Origin of the sequence: Flammeovirga sp. SJP92, assembly GCF_001583495.1 — a bacterium.
Lineage (GTDB): Bacteria > Bacteroidota > Bacteroidia > Cytophagales > Flammeovirgaceae > Flammeovirga.
This window is the reverse complement of record NZ_LQAQ01000093.1, coordinates 88,142-109,333: the sequence shown is the minus strand read 5'-3', so window position 1 is coordinate 109,333 and position 21,192 is coordinate 88,142. Positions and strand designations below refer to the sequence as shown.

Here is a 21,192-nt window from a genome sequence, read left to right as displayed (position 1 = left end):
AAAGTACATTGAAGACAGTGTTTAGCCTGCTCTAGATCATAGATTGGTATTTATTTTTCATTCATAAAATAAAGGTGACAGGAAGGTTGGCCAGCGTGATCTACCTGTCCAAAAAATGTTAGTACTTAGCTGGCATTGAATACGCTGTAAACTAAATTGTCGTCAACTTTCTATCGACATTTCTACAAGCTTTTTATGATCTACTTTCAAACTACCTTCTTCTTCATTTTTGTCTTAACACAAAAACGAAGCAAAAAAGTCAAGGCTTTGAATGCAAAAGCTAAATTCCATTCCTCTCGCCTAAATGATTTTAAACTCGCTAAAGCTCAAACAAGAAAATCATTTTTAACGGCTCAATCCATGAAATTCTTCACGCTTTTCCCTTCAAGGCTGGGGGAGCACTACCCAATGAATAGAGTAGAAAGCTTACTGGCGCGAATGTTAAGCGTTAGCGTCATTCGTGTCCTTCAGATCATCAGAAATCTCCTGATTTCTAAATAATGTAAATGATGAAAATATAGTTTACAATGCATTGAAGAGTTACAAAAGATCTTAATAGTGAAATAACCTGGCGGTGAAATTAATTGGGAGTGAGCGAATAGCATAGTTTTGTGAGGATTAGTGGAACGATTAATGAATTTACCCCCACAAAAGAATAAAAAAAATCTCATATTGGTTAAATTAAATGAATTTTTATTCACTTTTTTGTTATCGATGAGATGTGAATATTGGTTCTAGGTAAATTAAAAAACACCTGCCATCACGTAGATGACAGGTGTTGATATTAAAGGAATTTCCTGATGGAAAGAATCATTCCCAAATGTATTCCCTCATGGAAACTACAAAACACCAAAGCATCTTCAAGGTTAGAAATTGTAAATCCCGTTTTGGTTTGTCTTTCATTGTAATGCTCAAAAATTCCTTCCTCCAAGTCTTTTTCAAGTTGGTCCAAAGTACTAAAAAGTAAACCTTTGATTTCGTCTACCTCATCTTGTGTGGCATTGCCATCAGGGACAGTTCCATTCGTGTATTTATCGACCATGTCTTTCGTTACATGAATAGGCAGGTCAGAAGAACGGTAAATCAGCCCTTGTTGAGCCACGATAATGTGACCAATATTCCAGATGATATTGTTTCTGAACCCTTCCGGAATTTTGTTTAATTGTTCCAGAGAATATCCATCAATAAACTTAGAGAGGATGTGGTGGTTTGTTCTTAAGTTCTTTAAAATAGCTTGTTCCATAGTTCTTTCATTTAAAATGGTAATAGATGAGATAATTTAATACCTCATAGTTAGCAAATTGAAATTAAAAAAGAGAAAGATTTATTGAATAAGTTGATGCATTGTAAACTTACAATCGATCATTCTACATGATTTTTATGATCCACTGGCGCGAATGTTAAGCGTCAGCGTCATTCGTGCCTTACAGATCAACAGAAATCTCCTGATTTCTAAAACCACTATTCAATATCTCACCCATGAAAACCAAAATAATTTTCTCACTAAAAATGCACCCTAATTTCAAGGATAAATTTACTACTGAACCCATCGTAATTCATTGATATTTACCTATGAAGTGAATAAAAACAAACAACACCACAAGTATGAAAAAATATGGATTAATGCTATTGCTCTTCTTTAGTATTTCAATGCAACTATTGGCGCAAAACCCAATTATTACCAACATCTACACCGCTGACCCTACAGCAAGGGTGTACAACGGCAAACTGTATATTTATCCTTCGCATGATGTGCCTTGGAATCCGGAATGGGAGAAACTAGGAGCCGTCAAAGAAGGACATGGTCATGTGATGACGGACTACCACGCTTTTTCTACTACCGACTTGGTCAACTACACGGATCATGGGGTGATTGTCGCCCAAAAAGACGTGCCTTGGGGCAACAAAGTAGGGTACGGCATGTGGGCACCTTGTATTACAAGTAAAGAAGGAAAGTACTATTATTACTTCCCCAATACACCCGCAGATAAAAGTGGTTTCCGTCAGATTGGGCTTGCAACAGCCACACAACCGGAAGGTCCTTTTACCATTGAACCCAATTATATTGAAGGGTTGAAAGGTATCGATCCCAATCCGTTTATTGATGATGATGGACAAGCGTATATGTATTGGGGAGGAGGAAAAGGAAATTCTCTAAAAGTGGTGAAACTCACCGCTGATATGAAAGCCATAGAAGGAGAAACGATGTCGATTGAAAACCTTCCGCAAGAGTACAAAGAAGGTCCGTTTGTATTCAAAAGAAATGGACTGTATTACCTGACGTTCCCACACAATAAGGACACAAAAAACAGTACGGAAGAGATTGGTTATGCCATAGGAAAACACCCGTTAGGGCCTTTTGAATATAAAGGAACAATCATGGACCGTTTTGAGGATTGCTGGACGAACCATCATTCTATTGTAGAGTACAAAAAACAATGGTATATGTTTTACCACCACAACGACATCTCAAAAGTTGGAAACCTAAGATCGGTGGCTGTAGACAGTTTATTTTTTGAGGCAGACGGTTCCATCCGAAAAGTCATTCCTACATTGAGAGGGGTAGGGCTTACTTCCGCTTCGGACACCATACAAATAGATCGTTATTCTCATATCCATAATGCTGAAATTGGTTTTGTGCATCAAGCAGGAATTCCCGAATGGAAAATTACCAAAGCCAAAAAAGACAGCTGGGTACAATACAATTCGGTCCACTTTGACATCAAACCAAAGTTCGTAAAATTAAAGCTGAAACATACAGGTCAAAAAGGATGGATAGAGATCAGAGAAAACTCCAAAAATGGTCCCTTAATCGCCAAAGCATTTGTAGATACCACTACTGATAAATGGCAAACCGTCAAAGCCAAATTGGACCACAAACCTAAAGGCACCCTCAACCTTGTATGCGTTTTCGAATCAGATGCTGAGATGGAATTGGATTGGGTGTTGTTTTCTAAAAAGTAACCCCTAGTATAAGTGTTAAACGACAGTGTTATTTGTGCTTGAAAAGACATCAAAAGTCTCTGACTTCTATTGATATAGATTGTATTTTAAAGTACCCACATTCAAGAGGGATTGAGTGTGGGTTGTTTTTATAACTTTAATAAGTAATCAATTTTTTCAATCAGAAGTCCTTTGATTACATGAATATCTTTTTCATTAAAATTTTCAGGGAAATGAGTAATGCTTCTGAATACCTTATCAATATTATCTAGTATTTCATGTTTAAGGACATCATATAAGCTTATTTTGTTGATATTATTTTTATTGAAGTCATATAAACTAATGCTTAAACAACTATCTAGAAAAATTTCAAAACCACCCTCTTCATCAAAATTCCAATCTCCTTCTAATAATTGTTTACACTCTTTAAGCAAAGTATTTTTTAGTTTTATACCATCAAAATCTTTAAATAGCTTCCCAAAATACATTAGTAAGAAAATTCGACCATCAATATTATTAATAATTAAATCAGCTATTTCTTTTATTTCATCTAAAGAAGGAGAGCTCTTTTCTTCATTAACTCTGCTTGTATCCTTATTTTCCCATTGTTCTACTGAATTTATCCAACCTTCTAATAGTTGTTTCCATTGAGTCCAATTTTTACATTCAATGGTTTTTGGTATCAATTCTTCTTCCAAATCTTTAATGATTTCTCCTTCCGACCACCCCTTATTCATTAATGCCTTAACATAATTATTCAAAAGAATAGAAGCTCTTCTTTTGTCGAAATAGTTAAACCTATTTTCACCAATTCCTCTGATATAGGCAAGTTTTATTTCAACTTCTCCTCTATTTTTTAATACACAAATACCTCCTATTTTATTAAAGGCGTTTTGCACGCTTTCAGATGTGATTTCACCTTCGTCATTTTCTTGAATGTATTTGTTAATTGCAATGTCAATTGCTTCTATAATATCCTCAATAGTAAATTTTCTTGTTAATTTTTCAAGGCTTTTAAAAGCTATTTCATTGAGAGAATGAGGTTGAATAAAAGTATTGAAGTAATCAGTAAGCATTTGTACTTTTTCAGAATCGAATTCATTGAGAGATTTTTTCCATTCAAACATTAAAGTTAATTGTTCCCTCCTTTCTTCTAAAAGTACTAATTGCTTCCTTTGCTTTTGAACTATAGTGTCATCAGATAACAAACGAGCTTTTTTACCTTGATTACAATCAAAACAACTTGTTATTAAATTTATAATATCGTTAGTACCTCCTTTTGAAACAGGGTCAATATGGTCTACATTTAAAACTACATCAGGTGCAGATTTACCACAATATTGACATTGGAATTTATCTCTTTTAAAGACTTCAAATCTAGTTTTTTTTGTTAATGTAACTCTCTCCATATATTTCAATTAGTTAAAAGCTATTTTTATCATTAGTATTAATTAAATACAGTATACTAAATATTTTATGTGTGAAATTTCTACACAATCATATATAGTATTATTCTCTTTTTATAAAGAGAAGATATTATGTTTGCTCTTTTAAAAATTAGATTTTAATATGAATTTAATAATAACATTAAACAATGTTATTAATTTACATTAACTAATCCTTAGGGATTTAGATCAAACTAGAAAGTTATTTTAAAATTGTTTTTTGAAAATTTTTCATTTTATATATCGCAAGTGTTAAGCTGATAGGCGACACTTGTGATGATACATTGGCGAAGTCTCCCGACTTCGAAATGAATGAAAATGTGATGTTTTTCGAAGTCGGGAGACTTCGCCAATGAGCAGTTCCAAGTGACGCTATCGCTTAACACTTGAAACATGGGTGTTGCAATAGCCTTAAATCTTAATATGATGTTATTAAAACCTCCCCAAAACAACTCACCACAATCTCCCCTTCATTCACAATCCCAGGCATAGCCGTACTCGAATATGCAAACCTAACCCATTCCGGATTTTCGATAGGTGAGACCAGAATGATTTGATCATTTTCGATACGAACGGCTGTAGCAAATTGGGAAGTATTGGCGTTGCCGACTTCAAAATGTTGGATATCTGAAGAGGTGAAATGAAGGCCTTTGCCGTGTTTGAAAGTGATATGAATGTGCCCGTTGTAATCCGTGAAAATGCGGTCAACGGTGGGTGAGAATACTTCTTTGGTGATCAATCCGTAAGTGTCTTTTAGAGCGATATTGGCAAGACGTTGGCCGACGGGCTTTTTGTTGGTGGGGTGGATGTCGTCAAGGTTGGCAAGGTCGGAGATGACGAGCATTTTGGCATTGTCGATGATTTCTGAAGCTCTTCTTTGTTCGTTACGCAGTTGACCGGCGTTGATATGAGAGGCGTATTTGTAGGGTGCAATCTGTACAAAATACAATGGGAGGTGACGGTCAAATTGTTTCCTCCAGGTTTGGGCAAGGAGTTGTAATTTTTCGGCGTACAGTTCAGGATATTCTACATTGGCTTCGCCTTGGTACCAAAGCAGACCGCTGATGGTGAAATCTTTAAACGGAGCGACCATTCCATTGTATAAAAGTCCTTGTTGGACGGGGCCCCAAGGGTTGGGTTTGTGTTTTTGTGAGGAAGCCCAAAGGTCTTGCTCTTGTTGTAAGGCGCCTTTCGGAATCCATGTTTCTATGGGTGTCCCTCCCCAAGAAGTGGTGATAACGCCGACGGGTACCATTAAAGTATCTTTTAGTTTTGTGGCAAAGTAATAGGAAACCGTGCTGACGTAAGGCATGGTTTTAGGCGTCATCGTGAGCCATTCGCCTTTTACTTTTGTGTCTTTTTGGTCAGAGTCATTTCTTTCTGCTTTAAAAATGCGAACAAAAGGCTGATGGGCATTTTTGATTTCTGTACTGTCGTTTTTCAGTCCGGCAGAAGCAGTCCATTCCATATTGGATTGTCCTGAAGCCAACCAAACTTCACCAATTAAAATATCTTTGAGTGTGATCTTATTTTTTCCTTCTAGCGTAATTTGTTGGGGATCAAAACTGCCTTTTGGTGTGGGTAGTTTTAGGGTCCAAAATCCTTCTTTGTTGGATTTGGTTTGTACTTGTGCTCCCCAACTGCTGGTGAGTTGTATGTTGGTATTAGGCTTTTCCCATCCGAAGATATTGACAGAATCGGATTGTTGTAAGATCATTCCATCGGAAAAAAAGGAGGGGAGTTCTAGGGCGTAGGCGCCTTGTAATGTGAGTTGGAGGAGGATAAGGAGTAGGTACTTTTTCATTGGAGTAGTTTGATTTAATGTTTGTTGTTTTTTAGAAGTCGGAGACTTCTTATGATCCTTAAAGCACAAATGACGCTGTCGCTTAACATTTGCGCTAGGGGGGGAACCGCCTCAATGGCGCGAAAGTTAAACGATAGTGTCATTCGTGTTTCGTGCACCATAGTTAAAACTATGGGCAGGTGATACAGCAACCTCATCAAGATTAAAATCTTGAGGGTTGATTACGTAAATAACACTTCAGTGTTATTGGAGTCTGTATCACCTGCCCATGACTTTAGTCGTGGTGCACGAAATATTAGCATCCCTGATTGTGGTTCAGTTGATGTCCCATAGACCCATAATTTCAATTATGGGTGGATAAGGGAGAATATTATTTCACGATCATTCGCTTCGAAATCACTTTACGATCTACTTCCATAACATAAATATATACGCCGGCAGTAAGACCTTCTGCATTAAATATAATGGCATTTTTTCCACTTTTAAAGCGACGTCCAGCCAATTCTTTTACAAGCGTACCAGATTGATGATATACTTTGATAGAAACAAATGAGGCTTGCTTTAATGTGAAGCTAATGTTTGTGATGTCTACAACAGGGTTAGGGTAGTTTTGATCTAAAGAGAAGTGAGCTTGCTCTACGTCAACACTTGTAGGTATTTCTCCTTCGTTTCCGTCACCTTCGTTACCATCGCCTTCATTTCCGTCACCTTCGTTACCATCACCTTCATTACCATCGCCTTCGTTTCCGTCACCTTCGTTACCATCGCCTTCGTTTCCGTCACCTTCATTTCCGTCACCTTCGTTACCATCACCTTCATTTCCGTCACCTTCGTTACCATCACCTTCATTTCCGTCACCTTCATTTCCGTCACCTTCGTTACCATCGCCTTCGTTTCCGTCACCTTCATTTCCGTCACCTTCGTTACCATCGCCTTCATTCCCGTCTCCTTCGTTGCCATCACCTTCATTTCCGTCACCTTCGTTGCCATCACCTTCATTTCCGTCACCTTCGTTTCCGTCACCTTCGTTGCCATCACCTTCATTTCCGTCACCTTCGTTTCCATCACCTTCGTTTCCATCACCTTCATTTCCATCACCTTCGTTCCCATCACCTTCGTTTCCGTCACCTTCATTCCCGTCTCCTTCGTTGCCATCACCCTCATTTTCAAAAGTGATCAGTTCTAACATTTTTGTAGCATATCTTCTACCCAATGTTTCTGCTCCGGCTCTGTCGAAGTGTACATTATCTTCCGATACAGATACACCTTCAGAAGAAATGATATGAGCATTGTCGATGTAGTTTGGAAGTGTGGCGATGATTTGGTTCATCTCTGTATAAGTCACCGTTGATAGCTGTCCAGAAAGTAGAGGCACTTCTTCTGCATTCAACCCAATGTCTGTGATTAAGTCATTGTAGATTTTTGTGACATAGTTAGGCCATTCTGCATTGCCTGCGTTGGCTTCACCTTGATGCAATAAAATGCCTTCAATTGTACCGCTCTTCTGTGCTAGTTTCGCTAAGTTGACCAAATGTTGGTAAGGGTTGTTGCCATAGCCGGCTACTTTTTCCTTAAACCATTCTTCAGGGTTTGTGTTCAAAAAGTTTTGGTATTGGTCTTTGTCGAAAATACGGATGTCTGTGCCACCAATTGCCACATTGATGATACCCACTGTGTGTCCTTCTGGAAGTTCATCTAACATACCTGCACCAAAACCATCTACTACAGAATACTGCGTGTAACATTGGCAAGAAGGAGCGAAAAGGTCGTACCACATTTCCTTCTGACGGTTGAGGTTGTCGCAATCAATAGATTGGAAGACTTTCAAACGGCTGTCAGTTTGGTAATCTAAGCTTGGGTCAATAGGGGCCGAACCTTCCATGTTGGATTGTCCGAAGGCTAAGAAAATATGGAACTTTTCATCAAATTCGATGTCCGCTCCGGCAGGGTTTTCAAGGTTGATTACACCATTAGCGTAGGCTTGATGCTCTGGGTCTGGCAGGGATTGGATTCTAGGAATATAAACTGTATTGCCTTTTAGGGTTACACCGTCTTTACCATTTTCATATCTATAACTTGTGTTTTCTGCAGACAGTGTTGTGATGTAAATATTCTCCTTTGTACCTGCTTCTTCTAAAAATACGTTGGTGCCTTCAGTCGCTAAAGGATCGTTGGTCCAGTGAAGCGTAAATCCATCGGCAGTGATGTTCGTAAAGTAAAGGTTTTGGGGTGCTTTGACTACTTCAGGTTCTGGCTCCGGTTCAGGGAAAGGTACATTTTGTACATCACCATAAACCCCAAAGTTGTCGATCAGCCAAGTTTTGTCGCTTGTGAGGTCGTTAATATTAAAACTCATCACAATTTTGTTGTAAACTGCATCAGTCGGAACATTATTGACATTCAATGGGACCTTGATGGTTTGCCATCCTTCCTGTACTTGAATCTCTTGGTAGGTTTCCGGTTGAGTATCACCTGTGGTAGCATCGTCTTCTTTTTCCAATTTTAAGAACACATTGCCTGTTACAGGAGCATGGATCATAAATTCAATATGCTCAAGACCATCAATCACAATTTGATTTTCTACTTCAAGAATCAACATTCTATTCCACCACTCACCATCTGTAGGTGCATTGGTAATTGAAATAACTTTATCGGATCCATTTTGCTCATTTTTTAATGGATTATCTACAATAGAAGCTACAGCGCCAGAAGCGGAAACTTTTACATCTTCTCCTTCAAAATCTGTCACCTTATTACGCTCCACAATCACAGGGAAAGGTACGTTTTGAATATCACCATACACGGCAAAGTTGTCTACCAGCCAAGTGTTTTCAGCAGTAAGATCGTTGATATTAAAACTCATCACAATTTTACTATAGACAGCACCTTCAGGGACATTATTTAAGTCCAATGCGGTTTTAATCGTTTGCCATCCTTCTTGTACTTGAATCTCTTGGTAAGTTTCCGGTTGCTTATCTCCAGTTGTACCATCGTCTTCTTTTTCAAGTTTAATAAAAACAGATCCAGTGGCAGGAGCATTGACGTTGAATTCAATATGTTCAAACCCGTCAATTACAATTCTGTTTTCTACTTCAATGATTAGCATTCTATCCCACCAATTACCATCAGTTGCAGAGTTGGTAAAAGAGAGTACTTTCTCCGAGTTATTTTGCTCGTTTTTTAAAGGGTTATCAATGATGGATGCAGTGGCGCCGGAAGCATTAAATTTAAAGTCTTCTCCTTCAAAATCCGTCACCTTATTTCGCTCCACAATTACAGGGAAAGGTACGTTTTGAATATCACCATACACTGCAAAGTTGTCTACTAACCAAGTATTTTCAGCAGTAAGGTCATTGATATTAAAACTCATCACAATTTTACTGTAAACTGCCCCCTCAGGAACATTATTCAGGTCCAATGCGGTTTTAATCGTTTGCCATCCTTCTTGTACTTGAATCTCTTGGTAAGTTTCCGGTTGCTTATCTCCGGTAGTCCCATCATCTTCTTTTTCAAGTTTAATAAAAACAGATCCAGTGGCAGGAGCATTGACGTTGAATTCAATATGTTCAAAACCGTCAATTACAATTCTGTTTTCCACTTCAATGATCAGCATTCTATCCCACCAATTACCATCAGTAGCAGAGTTGGTAAAAGACAGTACTTTCTCTGAATTATTTTGCTCGTTTTTTAAAGGGTTATCGATGATAGAAGCAGTGGCACCTGAAGCTGTAAATTTAAAATCTTCCGTTTCAAAATTAGTGACTTCGCTACGAACAATAGGTTTGGGGAAAGGTACGTTTTGAATATCACCATACACCGCAAAGTTGTCTACCAACCAAGTATTTTCAGCAGTAAGATCGTTGATATTAAAACTCATCACAATTTTACTGTAGACTGCCCCTTCAGGAACATTATTCAGGTCCAATTCGGTTTTAATCGTTTGCCATCCTTCTTGTACTTGAATCTCTTGGTAAGTTTCTGGTTGCTTATCTCCGGTAGTCCCATCGTCTTCTTTCTCAAGTTTAATAAAAACAGATCCAGTGGCAGGAGCATTGACGTTGAATTCAATATGTTCAAACCCGTCAATTACAATTCTGTTTTCCACTTCAAGGATCAGCATTCTATCCCACCAATTACCATCAGTTGCAGAGTTAGTAAAAGATAGTACTTTCTCCGAGTTATTTTGATCGTTTTTTAAAGGGTTATCAATGATGGATGCAGTGGCGCCAGAAGCTGTAAATTTAAAATCTTCCGTTTCGAAATTAGTGACTTCATTACGAACGACAGGCTTGGGGAAAGGTACGTTTTGAATATCACCATACACTGCAAAGTTGTCTACCAACCAAGTATTTTCAGCGGTAAGGTCATTGATATTAAAACTCATCACAATTTTACTGTAGACTGCCCCTTCAGGAACATTATTTAAGTCCAATGCGGTTTTAATCGTTTGCCATCCTTCTTGTACTTGAATCTCTTGGTAAGTTTCCGGTTGCTTATCTCCAGTAGTACCATCGTCTTCTTTCTCAAGTTTAATAAAAACAGAGCCAGTGGCAGGTGCATTGACATTGAATTCAATATGTTCAAAACCGTCAATTACAATTCTGTTTTCTACTTCAATGATTAGCATTCTATCCCACCAATTACCATCAGTTGCAGAGTTGGTAAAAGACAGTACTTTCTCCGAGTTATTTTGCTCGTTTTTTAAAGGGTTGTCAATGATGGATGCAGAGGCGCCAGAAGCTGTAAATTTAAAATCTTCCGTTTCGAAATTGGTGACTTCGTTACGAACGACAGGTTTGGGGAAAGGAACATTTTCTACTGTGCCGTAAGTCGCTAAATTATCAATGTACCATACATCTCCACCGTTAAGGTCATTGATGTTGAAGAAGATGACAATTTTATTGTATTTGGCAGTAGAGGGTACGTCCGTTAAATCAAATGAGGCTTTGATCGTTTGCCAACCTTCTGAAACTTGAGCTTCTTGGTAGATACTCGGTTGAGGATCACCGTTGCTGTTTTCTAGCTTGATGGAAATGGTACCTTGAGCGGGTGCTTTCACCATAAACTCAAAATTTTCGAAACCATCGGCTACAATATGATTTTCCACTTCCAATACCAGTAAACGGCCCCACCATTCGGAAGCACTTTCATTGGTAAATTTGATGACATTGTCGGAATTGTTGATGTCGTCTTTGAGCGGGTTAGCGACTAGTTCGGCCGTTCCACCAGATTGAGAAAGCAAGTAATCCGTTGTTTCAAAGTCAGTAATTAAAACGCGGGGAGCCTCTTCTGCCATAGCAAAACTATTGAGCAGGAAAGTGCATAATAGGAGAAGAATAGAAGTATAATTGTTTTTCATTTCAAATTTGGTTGGATTGCATTGGCAATCGTTGTAACAATAGATTTGAGAGTGCGAGTAATGATGAAGAGAGAATAGAGCTTTACTAAAAGAAGTCAGAGACTTCTAAAGATCTTAAAAGCACAAGAGACGCTGACGCTTAACTCTTGCGCTAGTAAGTAAGGAGCCTGGCACGAATGTTAAGCGCTAGCGTCATTCGTGGCCTATGGATCAACAGAAATCTCCTGATTTCTAATGACCACAAAAACGAGCCCTTCTATATTTTTTCCTCATCCAATAAATGAAGCATTTTTTCAGCATAGCGTTGTCCCAATAACCGCACTCCTTCACTAGTAAAATGAGCGTTGTCGTCTTGCGCTTTGCACCCTTCAGAAGAGATAACATGAGCTTGTTTTAATTTGGAAGGCAAAGTTTGTATGACGACATTCATTGTTGCTTCCACACCACCTTGCTGTTCGTCTACTAATTCGCCGACTAATAGCGGGGTCTCCTTATTTAGCGCAAGGTCAGTGATTAAATCAAGGTAAATCTTCTGAACATATTCGGGCCATTTTTCGCGATCCGGAGTGCCATTGTTGGTCTCTCCCTGATGGAGAACTATTCCTTTAATCACCCCTTGTTTTTGTGCTTTCAAAGCAAAGTCCACAAGGTGTTGATAAGGATGGTTCTGATACGCTGAAATTTTGTTTCTAAACCAATGGTCAGGATCGTAAGTATCGAAATACTGTTGGTATTGATCCTTGTCAAAAAGACGAATGTCACAGCCCGCAACAGCCACATTGATAATGCCCACTTTAATACTGTCGGGGAGGGATTTCACTAAAGTATTGACGAAACTATTAGACGGTGATAACCCCACCTTTTCATTGTAATAGCAGTTGGCCAATGGAGGTACGGCTGTGTACCATTCTCCTTTTTTTCTTTTCAGGTTATCACAGTCCATCGTTTGGAAAACGAGGGCTCTGGGATTCACCTGTCGATCTTCTTCTTCAATAGGAGCAAAACCTTCCATATTAGACTGTCCAAAGCAGAGGTAGATATGGAAATTAGGGTCAGATGTCGTCGTGTGTTGTCCCTGTGTCGTGTTTCCCATCAACATGATTGTACAGTTTAATAAAAGAAAAATGCCCGTTTTAATGTCGAAGAAGTTCATTGTGTATTGACGATGATATTGTTTATTATTTAATATGTGGCACCGTATGCCGTAGGGGCGGTCCTATGTGACCGCCCGCAGAACCACCCACGGACCACCACAAAAACCAAAATTTCATGCTCTATAAAGCAACCTTTTTCAGTTTCTTATTAAAGCTCTTAATGATTTTCAAAGTCGCCTTATCTGTTTGGTATACCGAGTACCAACCCTGATACTCATGCGGAGGATCACCGATAAGGTCGTCACCCGTTTTCCAAATAGAATGAGGAGCAGAAGGGCGACCTTCACCACCCCAAGCCCAGAAATTACAACCCACAAAAGTGTTATCTCCTTTCTGAACCGCTGTCACTAATTCATTAAAAATGGTCGCGTAATATTGATTTCTGATGTCCACAGTACTGATATCGCTGTGATCATCTTTATCTCTAGAAATACCAAACTCTTCCAATACAATAGGCTTATTCAGTTTGTTGCCGATGGCGATATGTTGCTGAATGTATTGCTTTGCTTTTGCCACTGCATTATCATAAGTACCTTCCACATTATGAGGATCAAACCACCCCCAGTTTTGTACCCAGATATGGAACGTCATATAATCAATATCTTCCGATAAGTGATCCTTTTCGAAGTCCGTTCCAGAATTTGAGCTTGGCGTATACCCCTCAGAACCTGTTGTCACCATATGGTTTTGGTCCAAGGACTTAATAAACTTAGCCGTAGTATTGATCCAAGTGACCAATTGTGTTCCTTTTAAAATATTTTCAGGCTCATTGGCCAATTGCCAAGACATGATTGTAGGATCATTTTTGTAGGCTTTTTGAGTGATCGAATTGGTTCTGTTGACCACTTTTTTAATTGCATTTTGGAAGAGTTGCTGTGCTTCTGCGTTTTCATAAAAATGACTCGCATACTTTCCATACGTATGCCAATCGCCATTTTCAGCAGGAGGAGGGAATGGAATACTACCCCCTTTCGTCCATTTGATGTATTGAGAAAAACCACCCGACCAAGGCCAGAAGTTGTTCAAGCAAACCACAGCTTTCATCTCTCTTTTCTGCATTTCTACCAATAAGAAATCAAGCCCTTTCAGTAGTTCCTCATTAAACTCTCCGGGAGCAGACTGCACAGTAGGTTGCATGCACCAAGGCGTATCTTTATCACCTTCAGAAAGCGCCATCACACGCAGGTTCTTTACACCGATTTTTTCCAGTCGGTCCAATTCGCGTATCAAACGAGGCTTATCAAAAGCACCTAAGTTCATACCGTACCAAAAGTTGGTGCCGATGTAATGATAGGCTTTTTCATTGATCACAAATTGTCCATTTTTCACTTTTACAAAATCATCTTGAGCATGAATTTGCATCGCAAAAAAAGACAATAAAAGTGTTAGTATTTTCTTCATATAGTTTAGTAATTAAATGGATCGTGTTGTGTTTCGTGAAACGTAAAGCATTTCGTTTCTACAGTGAATCTTTCAATCAGAGTAATGCTTAAATTGAAAAGGTATTGCTCTGTAGAGCCACAATGCCTTGTGGCTCAATAACCACCATAAAAAACACTTTACATTTCACCATTTTAATATCCTTTAGTTCGAAGTCGGGAGACTTCGCCAATAGACAGTTCCAAGTGACGCTTTCGCTTAACACTTGAAACATGTTTTGATATCAGTATTTTTATAGACTACTCAATACAATCACCGCATGTGCAGGAAGCTGAACTAGACCACCCTCTTTCAAATCAAAGTTGATGTCTTCCAATACAGGTCTACCCATATCTTTATTCAGTTTGTATTGCTCGTCAGTGTATTTCAATTGCTTTAAAACAGTAGACTTTTTGACAGGAGCCTTTACAAATACCTCTTGAGGAGTAGCGGAGTTATTGACCATCATAATTGTATAATTATCTCTCAATTTACCCGTTGTCATACGTACCCCTTCAGGCAGGTTGCTGTTCATGTTTAAGATGTCCATTCCTTTCGGGAAGAACTTACATAACCACGACCAAGGGTAATACCAAGGACGGATATTTTCATCTTCAGGTCTGTCAATCAGCTCACTCCCAAGGATGTTCCAGCATCCCCAACGTTTCAGTTGATTGATCTTTCCAAGGTCATCTTTAGTATGCATAGCATCATCCAAATCCCAAGCGATCATACCTTGAGCACCGGCGTTCATCAGTTGAATGACAGCATCTGTCATATCAACACCGTACTGATAAGTATATACAGCCATTTGAGAATCATAAATAGAAGCATAGCCATCTTTCTTTGCCGCTTCCACATTTAACTCTTGCTGTTTTGTACCCCAATCATCCTTCACACCAATCTCACCCACAAAGAAACGCTTCCCTGTTTTCTTTACTTCAGGCATATCTTTAAGCATGTGCATAGATGCTGCCGCTGTACCATTTCTTGTGCTTTCAGTTCCTAAATAAGTATGGATTTCATAAGCACCTATAATAGTATCAATATCAGCGATCGTTTTTGTGACCCAATCTTCACCCGTATATTCAAATCCTTTCTTTGTGTATTGAGGCACAGTTCCCGGTCCCGTGATGGTTAAGTATTGGTCTAACCCTCTTTTCTCAAATTCTTTCTGTAAATCAATCACACCTTGTTTCCATTCTGAGTAATCTCCGTTTGTAGAAGCCCAGTCACCATTCGGTTCATTGATGTGATTATAATATTTGATGCAAGTATATCCTTTCTCTTTAATAAGGTGTTCTACGTACTTTCCAATCATCTCAATCCACTGCGGATCATACGCGTTTTCTAGTCTATTGATTTTAGCATTTTTGGTTTCTAAATCGTGCATATGGAAAGGTGTACCCCATTCGCCAAATACCACATCCACATTTCTAGATTGACAATAGTCGAGTACTTTATATAAAGTTTTCATTTCAGGATTATCCACATCAAAAATCGGATTTCCTTGTTTATCTCTTCCTTTATAGTATCTCCAATTGGCTTGGTCAAGTACCCTCATGGTTTGGGGTTGCATGTAATCCAGTCTTTGGTACAGCGTGTCCCATTTGGCAGGAGTGATGATATCGCCCCATTCAGCATCAGGACCATCTGCGTGAGGATAGGCGGCCCATTGGATTCCATTGCCTATGAAGTTTTGACTTATAAAATTGTCAGTTTCAATTTCAGCATAATATTGATGTTGTTCAGTAGGAGTACAACTCCAAAAAGTACTAGCGATCAGTCCAGAAAAAATAAGTTGTGATAATAGTTTCATTTAGAATATAAGTCGTTGCGATCAAAAAATTTCATTTCAAAAAGATTTACAATGTTATATCTATAGTGTTGTAAAACTTTCACCTGTGCAATATCTTTATCCTATCATAAAAGTTATAATTTACTTCAAAAAAGTATAATACATAAATAGAAATGTATTATATATAATTTATGATTAGTAAATTTGAAAATGGAAAATCTTAATGTGTTTACATGTGTTTGTAATTTTTTATATAATTAAGATATTTATAATGAGTGGTTTACGTGTATTTTTTTTACCTGTTTAGTATTTTTTGATTCTAAAGGACTTTTTTATTGTTAAATGAAATTCTGATACTTTATTATCTAATAGTTGTACTATTATGAATGTGATTTTTTGAAAAGTGTATCGTCGACTATTATTGCTATTGTATTGACGACGAAACGAGAATTTTTTTCAATCTCAGATGAGGGACTCATTCATCTGCTGATAAAACACAATTATTACTAATGAAATGAAAGGCATACTCTATTCAAGACAAAAACTACAAGTAGTTCTGTCTATCATTCTGACATTCTCCTCGCTGACACTTTTTGCACAGGAGAGGGTGATAAAAGGTAATGTGACTTCTGCACAGGAGCCACTGATTGGAGCCAATGTTTTAATCAAAGGAACATCAATAGGAACGTTGACAGATTTTGATGGAAACTTTACATTGACGGTTCCAAATAATGAAACAACTTTGATCTTCTCATATATAGGCTTTTTCACAGAAGAAGTTTACGTTGGCTCAAAATCAATCGTAAATGTTAGTTTAAATGAAGATGCAGAGCAATTAGAAGAAGTAGTGGTAGTGGGTTATGGTACCATGAAAAAGAGCGATATGACAGGTGCTGTGAATAAAGTTCAAATGGATGATATTCCGCAAAGGCCTGCTGCAAACGTAGAACAGTTACTTCAAGGTCAAGCGGCTGGTTTACAAATCACCAACTCATCAGGACAGCCAGGTAGTGATGTTTCTGTGAAGTTAAGAGGTGTAAGTTCTATCCAAGGTGACAGTAGTCCATTATTGGTAGTAGACGGCTTCCCTATGGGCAACGCAGGTAACTTAAAACAAATTAACCCAAGTGACATTAAATCAATTGAAGTATTAAAAGATGCTTCAGCGGCAGCAATTTACGGTTCAAGAGGTGCCAATGGTGTGATTATGATCACGACTAAAAAAGGTACTAGTGGACAAATGAAAATTGATTTTAGTTCAAGAGTTTCTCTGTCAACACCTCCTAACGAGTTTAACGCAATCAGCGATCCTGCACAATATGCTATTATTGAAAATGAAGGAAGAGTAAATGCAGGTTTACAACCTTTCTATGTTGGAGAAACATACCAAGGTACGTATTACCCATCTGTATCAGAAATTGCTAGTGGTGCTTGGGGTACTTCAACAGATTGGCCGGGTATGATTTATAGAAATGCTTTAGCACAAGACCACAATCTTTCGGCAAGTGGTGGTAGTGAAAATACAAAATACTACTTCTCATTAGGATATTTAAATCAAGAAGGTATCAGTCTTAGTGATGATTATACAAGATATAATATCAGGTTCTCTTTAGATCAGAAAATTTTTAGAAACTTGATGGGTGGCTTCAATGTGATTTATAATAACACAAAGAAGAATTCAAACTTTGTAGGTGGTATTAACAGATCTCCAGTATTCCCTGCTTATAACGAAAATGGTTCTTACTTCTTTATCAGTGGTCAAGATTTCTACCATCCTTTGGTATGGGCCAATGAGGTGTTGAATCATAATAAAGGACAGGACTTTATTTCCAATATGTACTTGAGTTTAAAAATTATGGAAGACTTAGAATTGAAGACGACCATGAATATTAAATCAGGAAATGGAATTACTGATTACTATGAGCCAATTGGAATGACTTGGAGCGGTGCAGAATTCAATGGGTTCGGAAATATTTCAAACTATAATGATCTTGATCTTCTGTCTGAAACTTATTTGAATTACTCAAGACGTTTTGGTGAAAAACACCGTATCAATGCAATGGCAGGCTGGAGTGCTCAACGTTATTCTGTAAGAACAAGTGTTTTGACAGGTAAAGGCTTTGTCAATGATAATTTAGAAAATCAGGACCTTAACTCAGCGGAGAATAGAGACATTACTAATTCTTATGAATCAAACCTATTACTATCAGGTATTGGACGTTTGAATTATGTATATGATGACCGTTTCTTAGTAACGGGTACAATCAGAGCGGATGGTTCTTCTAAATTCGGTAAGAATGAAAAATGGGGTTACTTCCCTTCTGTTGCCGTAGGTTGGAATGTACAAAATGAGGCTTTCCTTGAAAATTCAGATGTGGTTTCTCAGTTAAAGTTGAGAGCTTCATGGGGACAAGCAGGTAACCAAGGTTTACCAGCATACAGAATCAATGAAAGATACGGTACAGGCCGTTATCCAAATCCTGCTGCGGATGGTACTTTTGCTACTGGTTTTGGTCCTGCTGTATATTCTTATTCGGCAGATGGAATATACAAAGTTTGGGAAGGTATGGCCAACCAAGATTTAAAGTGGGAAACAACAACAACTTCCAATATTGGTATTGATTTAGGTTTATTCCAATCTAAAGTAATGATCACAGCTGAAGTTTATCATAAATACACTTCTGACCTTTTAAGAAGAGAGCAGATTGCTCCAAGTTCAGGGTATGATATGATGTGGGTGAATGACGGTGAAATCAAAAACACCGGTGTTGAATTGAGTTTAGATTTAGCTTTGATAGAAAGAACAAAGTGGGACTGGAGCGTTAGAGGGATGATCTCTCGCAACAGAAACGAAGTGATAGATATTGGAAACTCAGACAACTTTGTATGGTACGGTGGTACAGTGGAGAAATTTAGAACACCGATCACAGTATTGATGCCAGGACAGCCACTAGGTGTATTCTATGGTTATAAAACGGATGGTATCATTCAGACTTATGAAGAAGGTTTAGAAGCAGGTCTTTCTGGATCAAGAGCACGTCCGGGTGAAATCAAATATGTGGATGTAAATGGTGATGGTGTTGTGGATGCAAATGACAGAACTGTGATTGGAGATCCTAACCCAACATTTATTTACAGCTTCAACAGTAGACTAAGATATAAGAACCTGGACTTTTCAGTATTGTTGACAGGTGTTCACGGAAATCAGGTTTATAATAATACAAAGTTTGACGGTGCGGCAACATTACAACGTTGGACACCAGATAACCCAACCAATGATTATCCTAGCCTGAACAGTTCAAGAGCTTATGAAGCTTCAGATTTCTGGATTGAAGATGGTTCTTTCCTAAGAGTACAAAACATCAACGTAGGATATACTATCAACAGTGAAAATATCAAATGGATGGATAAATTGAGAGTGTATACTTCAATTGATAACCCTATCGTATTCTCCGATTTCCAATACGGTTTTGATCCAGAAGTAGGCGGAGATGGTATTCACTGGGGCAACTACCCTATGCCAACTACTTACTCATTAGGTTTAAACGTATCATTTAAATAGTAGAGTGAAATGAAATTAGCGATCAAAAAAATATTACTTTCGGCTGCAGCAGCATTAGCATTCTCAAGCTGCAGCCTTGAAGAGGACCCATACGGTTTCTTATCCAATGATAATTTTTACAAAACAGCAGCGGATGCCGAGTCTGCGCTAGTATATGCTTATTCTGTTAACTCTGATATTGAGTATTATTCAAGGCACTTTATCATTGCAACAGAAGTACCAACGGAAACATTAACGATCAAGCCTGACGCAGGTGCAGACCAACATGCATTAGACCGTTTGGAAGTGTTGAATAACAATAAGATTGTGGAGGATATGTGGCGTTATCCTTACTTAGCCATCAACAGAACTAATGCTGTAATCCAAAACGTGCCGAATACTCCAGAAATGGATGATACACGCAGAGAGGAAATTGTAGGTGAAGCGAAGTTCTTGAGAGCACTGCACTATTTCAATTTAGTACGCTTTTTTGGAGAGGTAATCATCAGAGAAGAGCAAGTGTCATCAGTAGATCAAGTGAATAAAGGAGTATCTTCTATTGAGGAAGTATATAACTTTATCCTCAAAGATTTGACAGAGGCTGAAGCGGTTCTTTCTACAGAAAGAGTATATGGCAGAGCAAACCAAGTGGCAGTATGGGCACTTTTATCAAAAGTTTATTTACACATGGCTTCTGCAAAAAATACAGGAGTGCAAGGTTATGAATGGGTGAGTAATGCAGATGAGAATTATACATCAGCGGCGAATTACGCAAAGAAAGTGCTCCAAGATCAATCTACATATACTTTTGAGAATGATTTAATGGAAACTTGGAATGTATCCAACAGAGCCACTGCAAGAGAACACATTTTTGTATCTGCTACAGATAGAGGCGGTTTGATTGAAGGGGAGTATACAAAGTTGCCAATGCTCTTTATGCCATGGGCAGAAGGTGCTCCACAAGTTGTATTGCCTAATGGAACAACAATTCCCGGTGGTGGATGGGAACACCTTTGGATTGAAGATGACTTTGCCGCCAATTATGAAGAAAGTGACCGAAGAGGTACGCTGGAAATGATTGTCAATAAGGTTACAATTCCTGAAGGTGGAAATGATGGCGCTGACTTAGAATTAGTTTATCCTGGAGGTGGACTTCAAGCTACTTTCCCAATGAAATATTTAGATCCTGATATGGTTGGGCAACAAGCTACTTGTGATACACCAATCTTAAGATATACAGATATTATGATGGTGTATTGTGAAGCCATAGGACCTAATTCAGAAACTTATGCGTTATTGGATCAAATCAGAGGAAGAGCAGGTTTATCGCCACTTGCTGGTGGTATGGGTATTCAGGAATTCAGAGATTATATCTTAGAAGAAAGAGGTAGAGAGTTGGCATTTGAAGGGAAGCGTTTGTTTGACCTTAGAAGAACCAACAGTATGGAAAAAGTATTGGGAGACCAGTACGGTAAGCCAATGACTTCAGGTATTTATTATTTTGATATTCCATTAATTGAAGTGGATACGAATCCTGAAATCAACTAAAATAACTGTTATTCAGGTGTCCTGCTGATCGTCAAAAATTAGTAGGACACTAATGACGCAATTGCTTAATGTTAGTGCCATTGGAATACTTCTCTCCTAGTTGAGTAGTTCTTTCCTCGGCATTGAAGGGAAAAGCGTTAAGAATTTCATGTATTGAGCCGTAAAGAATGATTTTCTTGTT

11 protein-coding genes are annotated in these 21,192 nt (G+C 38.3%); 4 read left to right on the top strand and 7 right to left on the bottom strand.

Annotation, left to right across the window (positions count from 1 at the left end; translation table 11 throughout):
- Positions 1-195 precede the first annotated feature (195 nt).
- Positions 196-501, top strand: a complete 306-nt coding sequence (locus AVL50_RS21190; RefSeq protein ID WP_062618485.1) for a hypothetical protein — start codon at positions 196-198, stop codon at positions 499-501.
- Positions 502-784: 283 nt separating this feature from the next.
- Here AVL50_RS21190 and AVL50_RS21185 read toward each other — a convergent pair whose 3' ends face one another.
- The gene (locus AVL50_RS21185; protein ID WP_062618484.1) at positions 785-1,243 is read right to left on the bottom strand and encodes a DinB family protein; all 459 of its coding nucleotides are present in this window, start codon (positions 1,241-1,243) and stop codon (positions 785-787) included.
- 362 nt (positions 1,244-1,605) lie between these two features.
- Between AVL50_RS21185 and AVL50_RS21180 the strand changes: the two genes are divergently transcribed.
- Positions 1,606-2,964, top strand: a complete 1,359-nt coding sequence (locus AVL50_RS21180) for a family 43 glycosylhydrolase (protein WP_063850830.1) — start codon at positions 1,606-1,608, stop codon at positions 2,962-2,964.
- 128 nt (positions 2,965-3,092) lie between these two features.
- On the opposite strand, the gene AVL50_RS32630 is transcribed toward AVL50_RS21180, so the two are convergent.
- From AVL50_RS32630 to AVL50_RS21150, 6 genes are all read right to left on the bottom strand, one after another.
- Positions 3,093-4,352: an HNH endonuclease gene (locus tag AVL50_RS32630; RefSeq protein WP_063850829.1), complete on the bottom strand. Its 1,260-nt coding sequence runs from the start codon at positions 4,350-4,352 to the stop codon at positions 3,093-3,095.
- A gap of 454 nt (positions 4,353-4,806) precedes the next feature.
- Positions 4,807-6,192 (bottom strand): sialate O-acetylesterase, encoded by a 1,386-nt coding sequence (locus tag AVL50_RS21170; protein WP_082795950.1) that lies wholly within the window; start codon positions 6,190-6,192, stop codon positions 4,807-4,809.
- Between the two features lie 370 nt (positions 6,193-6,562).
- A complete protein-coding gene (locus AVL50_RS21165; protein WP_082795949.1) occupies positions 6,563-11,551 on the bottom strand; it encodes a sialate O-acetylesterase in 4,989 nt (1,662 codons plus the stop codon).
- A gap of 256 nt (positions 11,552-11,807) precedes the next feature.
- Entirely contained in the window at positions 11,808-12,704 is an 897-nt protein-coding gene (locus tag AVL50_RS21160) for a sialate O-acetylesterase (protein ID WP_082795948.1), read from the bottom strand.
- A 121-nt stretch (positions 12,705-12,825) separates the two neighbouring features.
- Complete coding sequence (locus AVL50_RS21155) at positions 12,826-14,106, bottom strand: glycoside hydrolase family 2 TIM barrel-domain containing protein (protein ID WP_063850828.1); 1,281 nt, start codon at positions 14,104-14,106, stop codon at positions 12,826-12,828.
- Positions 14,107-14,377: 271 nt separating this feature from the next.
- Positions 14,378-15,943, bottom strand: a complete 1,566-nt coding sequence (locus tag AVL50_RS21150) for a hypothetical protein (protein ID WP_062618478.1) — start codon at positions 15,941-15,943, stop codon at positions 14,378-14,380.
- A gap of 493 nt (positions 15,944-16,436) precedes the next feature.
- On the opposite strand from AVL50_RS21150, the gene AVL50_RS21145 reads away from it, so the two are divergent.
- Together AVL50_RS21145 and AVL50_RS21140 are read left to right on the top strand one after the other, a co-directional pair.
- A complete protein-coding gene (locus tag AVL50_RS21145; protein ID WP_063850827.1) occupies positions 16,437-19,484 on the top strand; it encodes a TonB-dependent receptor in 3,048 nt (1,015 codons plus the stop codon).
- Positions 19,485-19,493: 9 nt separating this feature from the next.
- Positions 19,494-21,011, top strand: a complete 1,518-nt coding sequence (locus AVL50_RS21140; protein WP_062618476.1) for a RagB/SusD family nutrient uptake outer membrane protein — start codon at positions 19,494-19,496, stop codon at positions 21,009-21,011.
- Positions 21,012-21,192 lie beyond the last annotated feature (181 nt).

Excerpts from the sequence above, each read along its gene's own strand:
- AVL50_RS21145 (WP_063850827.1), top strand. The coding sequence starts at position 16,437 with ATGAAAGGCATACTCTATTCAAGACAAAAACTACAAGTAGTTCTGTCT.
- AVL50_RS21165 (WP_082795949.1), bottom strand. The coding sequence starts at position 11,551 with ATGAAAAACAATTATACTTCTATTCTTCTCCTATTATGCACTTTCCTG.
- AVL50_RS21180 (WP_063850830.1), top strand. The coding sequence starts at position 1,606 with ATGAAAAAATATGGATTAATGCTATTGCTCTTCTTTAGTATTTCAATG.
- AVL50_RS21170 (WP_082795950.1), bottom strand. The coding sequence starts at position 6,192 with ATGAAAAAGTACCTACTCCTTATCCTCCTCCAACTCACATTACAAGGC.
- AVL50_RS21160 (WP_082795948.1), bottom strand. The coding sequence starts at position 12,704 with ATGAACTTCTTCGACATTAAAACGGGCATTTTTCTTTTATTAAACTGT.
- AVL50_RS21185 (WP_062618484.1), bottom strand. The coding sequence starts at position 1,243 with ATGGAACAAGCTATTTTAAAGAACTTAAGAACAAACCACCACATCCTC.
- AVL50_RS21150 (WP_062618478.1), bottom strand. The coding sequence starts at position 15,943 with ATGAAACTATTATCACAACTTATTTTTTCTGGACTGATCGCTAGTACT.
- AVL50_RS21155 (WP_063850828.1), bottom strand. The coding sequence starts at position 14,106 with ATGAAGAAAATACTAACACTTTTATTGTCTTTTTTTGCGATGCAAATT.
- AVL50_RS21140 (WP_062618476.1), top strand. The coding sequence starts at position 19,494 with ATGAAATTAGCGATCAAAAAAATATTACTTTCGGCTGCAGCAGCATTA.
- AVL50_RS32630 (WP_063850829.1), bottom strand. The coding sequence starts at position 4,352 with ATGGAGAGAGTTACATTAACAAAAAAAACTAGATTTGAAGTCTTTAAA.
- AVL50_RS21190 (WP_062618485.1), top strand. The coding sequence starts at position 196 with ATGATCTACTTTCAAACTACCTTCTTCTTCATTTTTGTCTTAACACAA.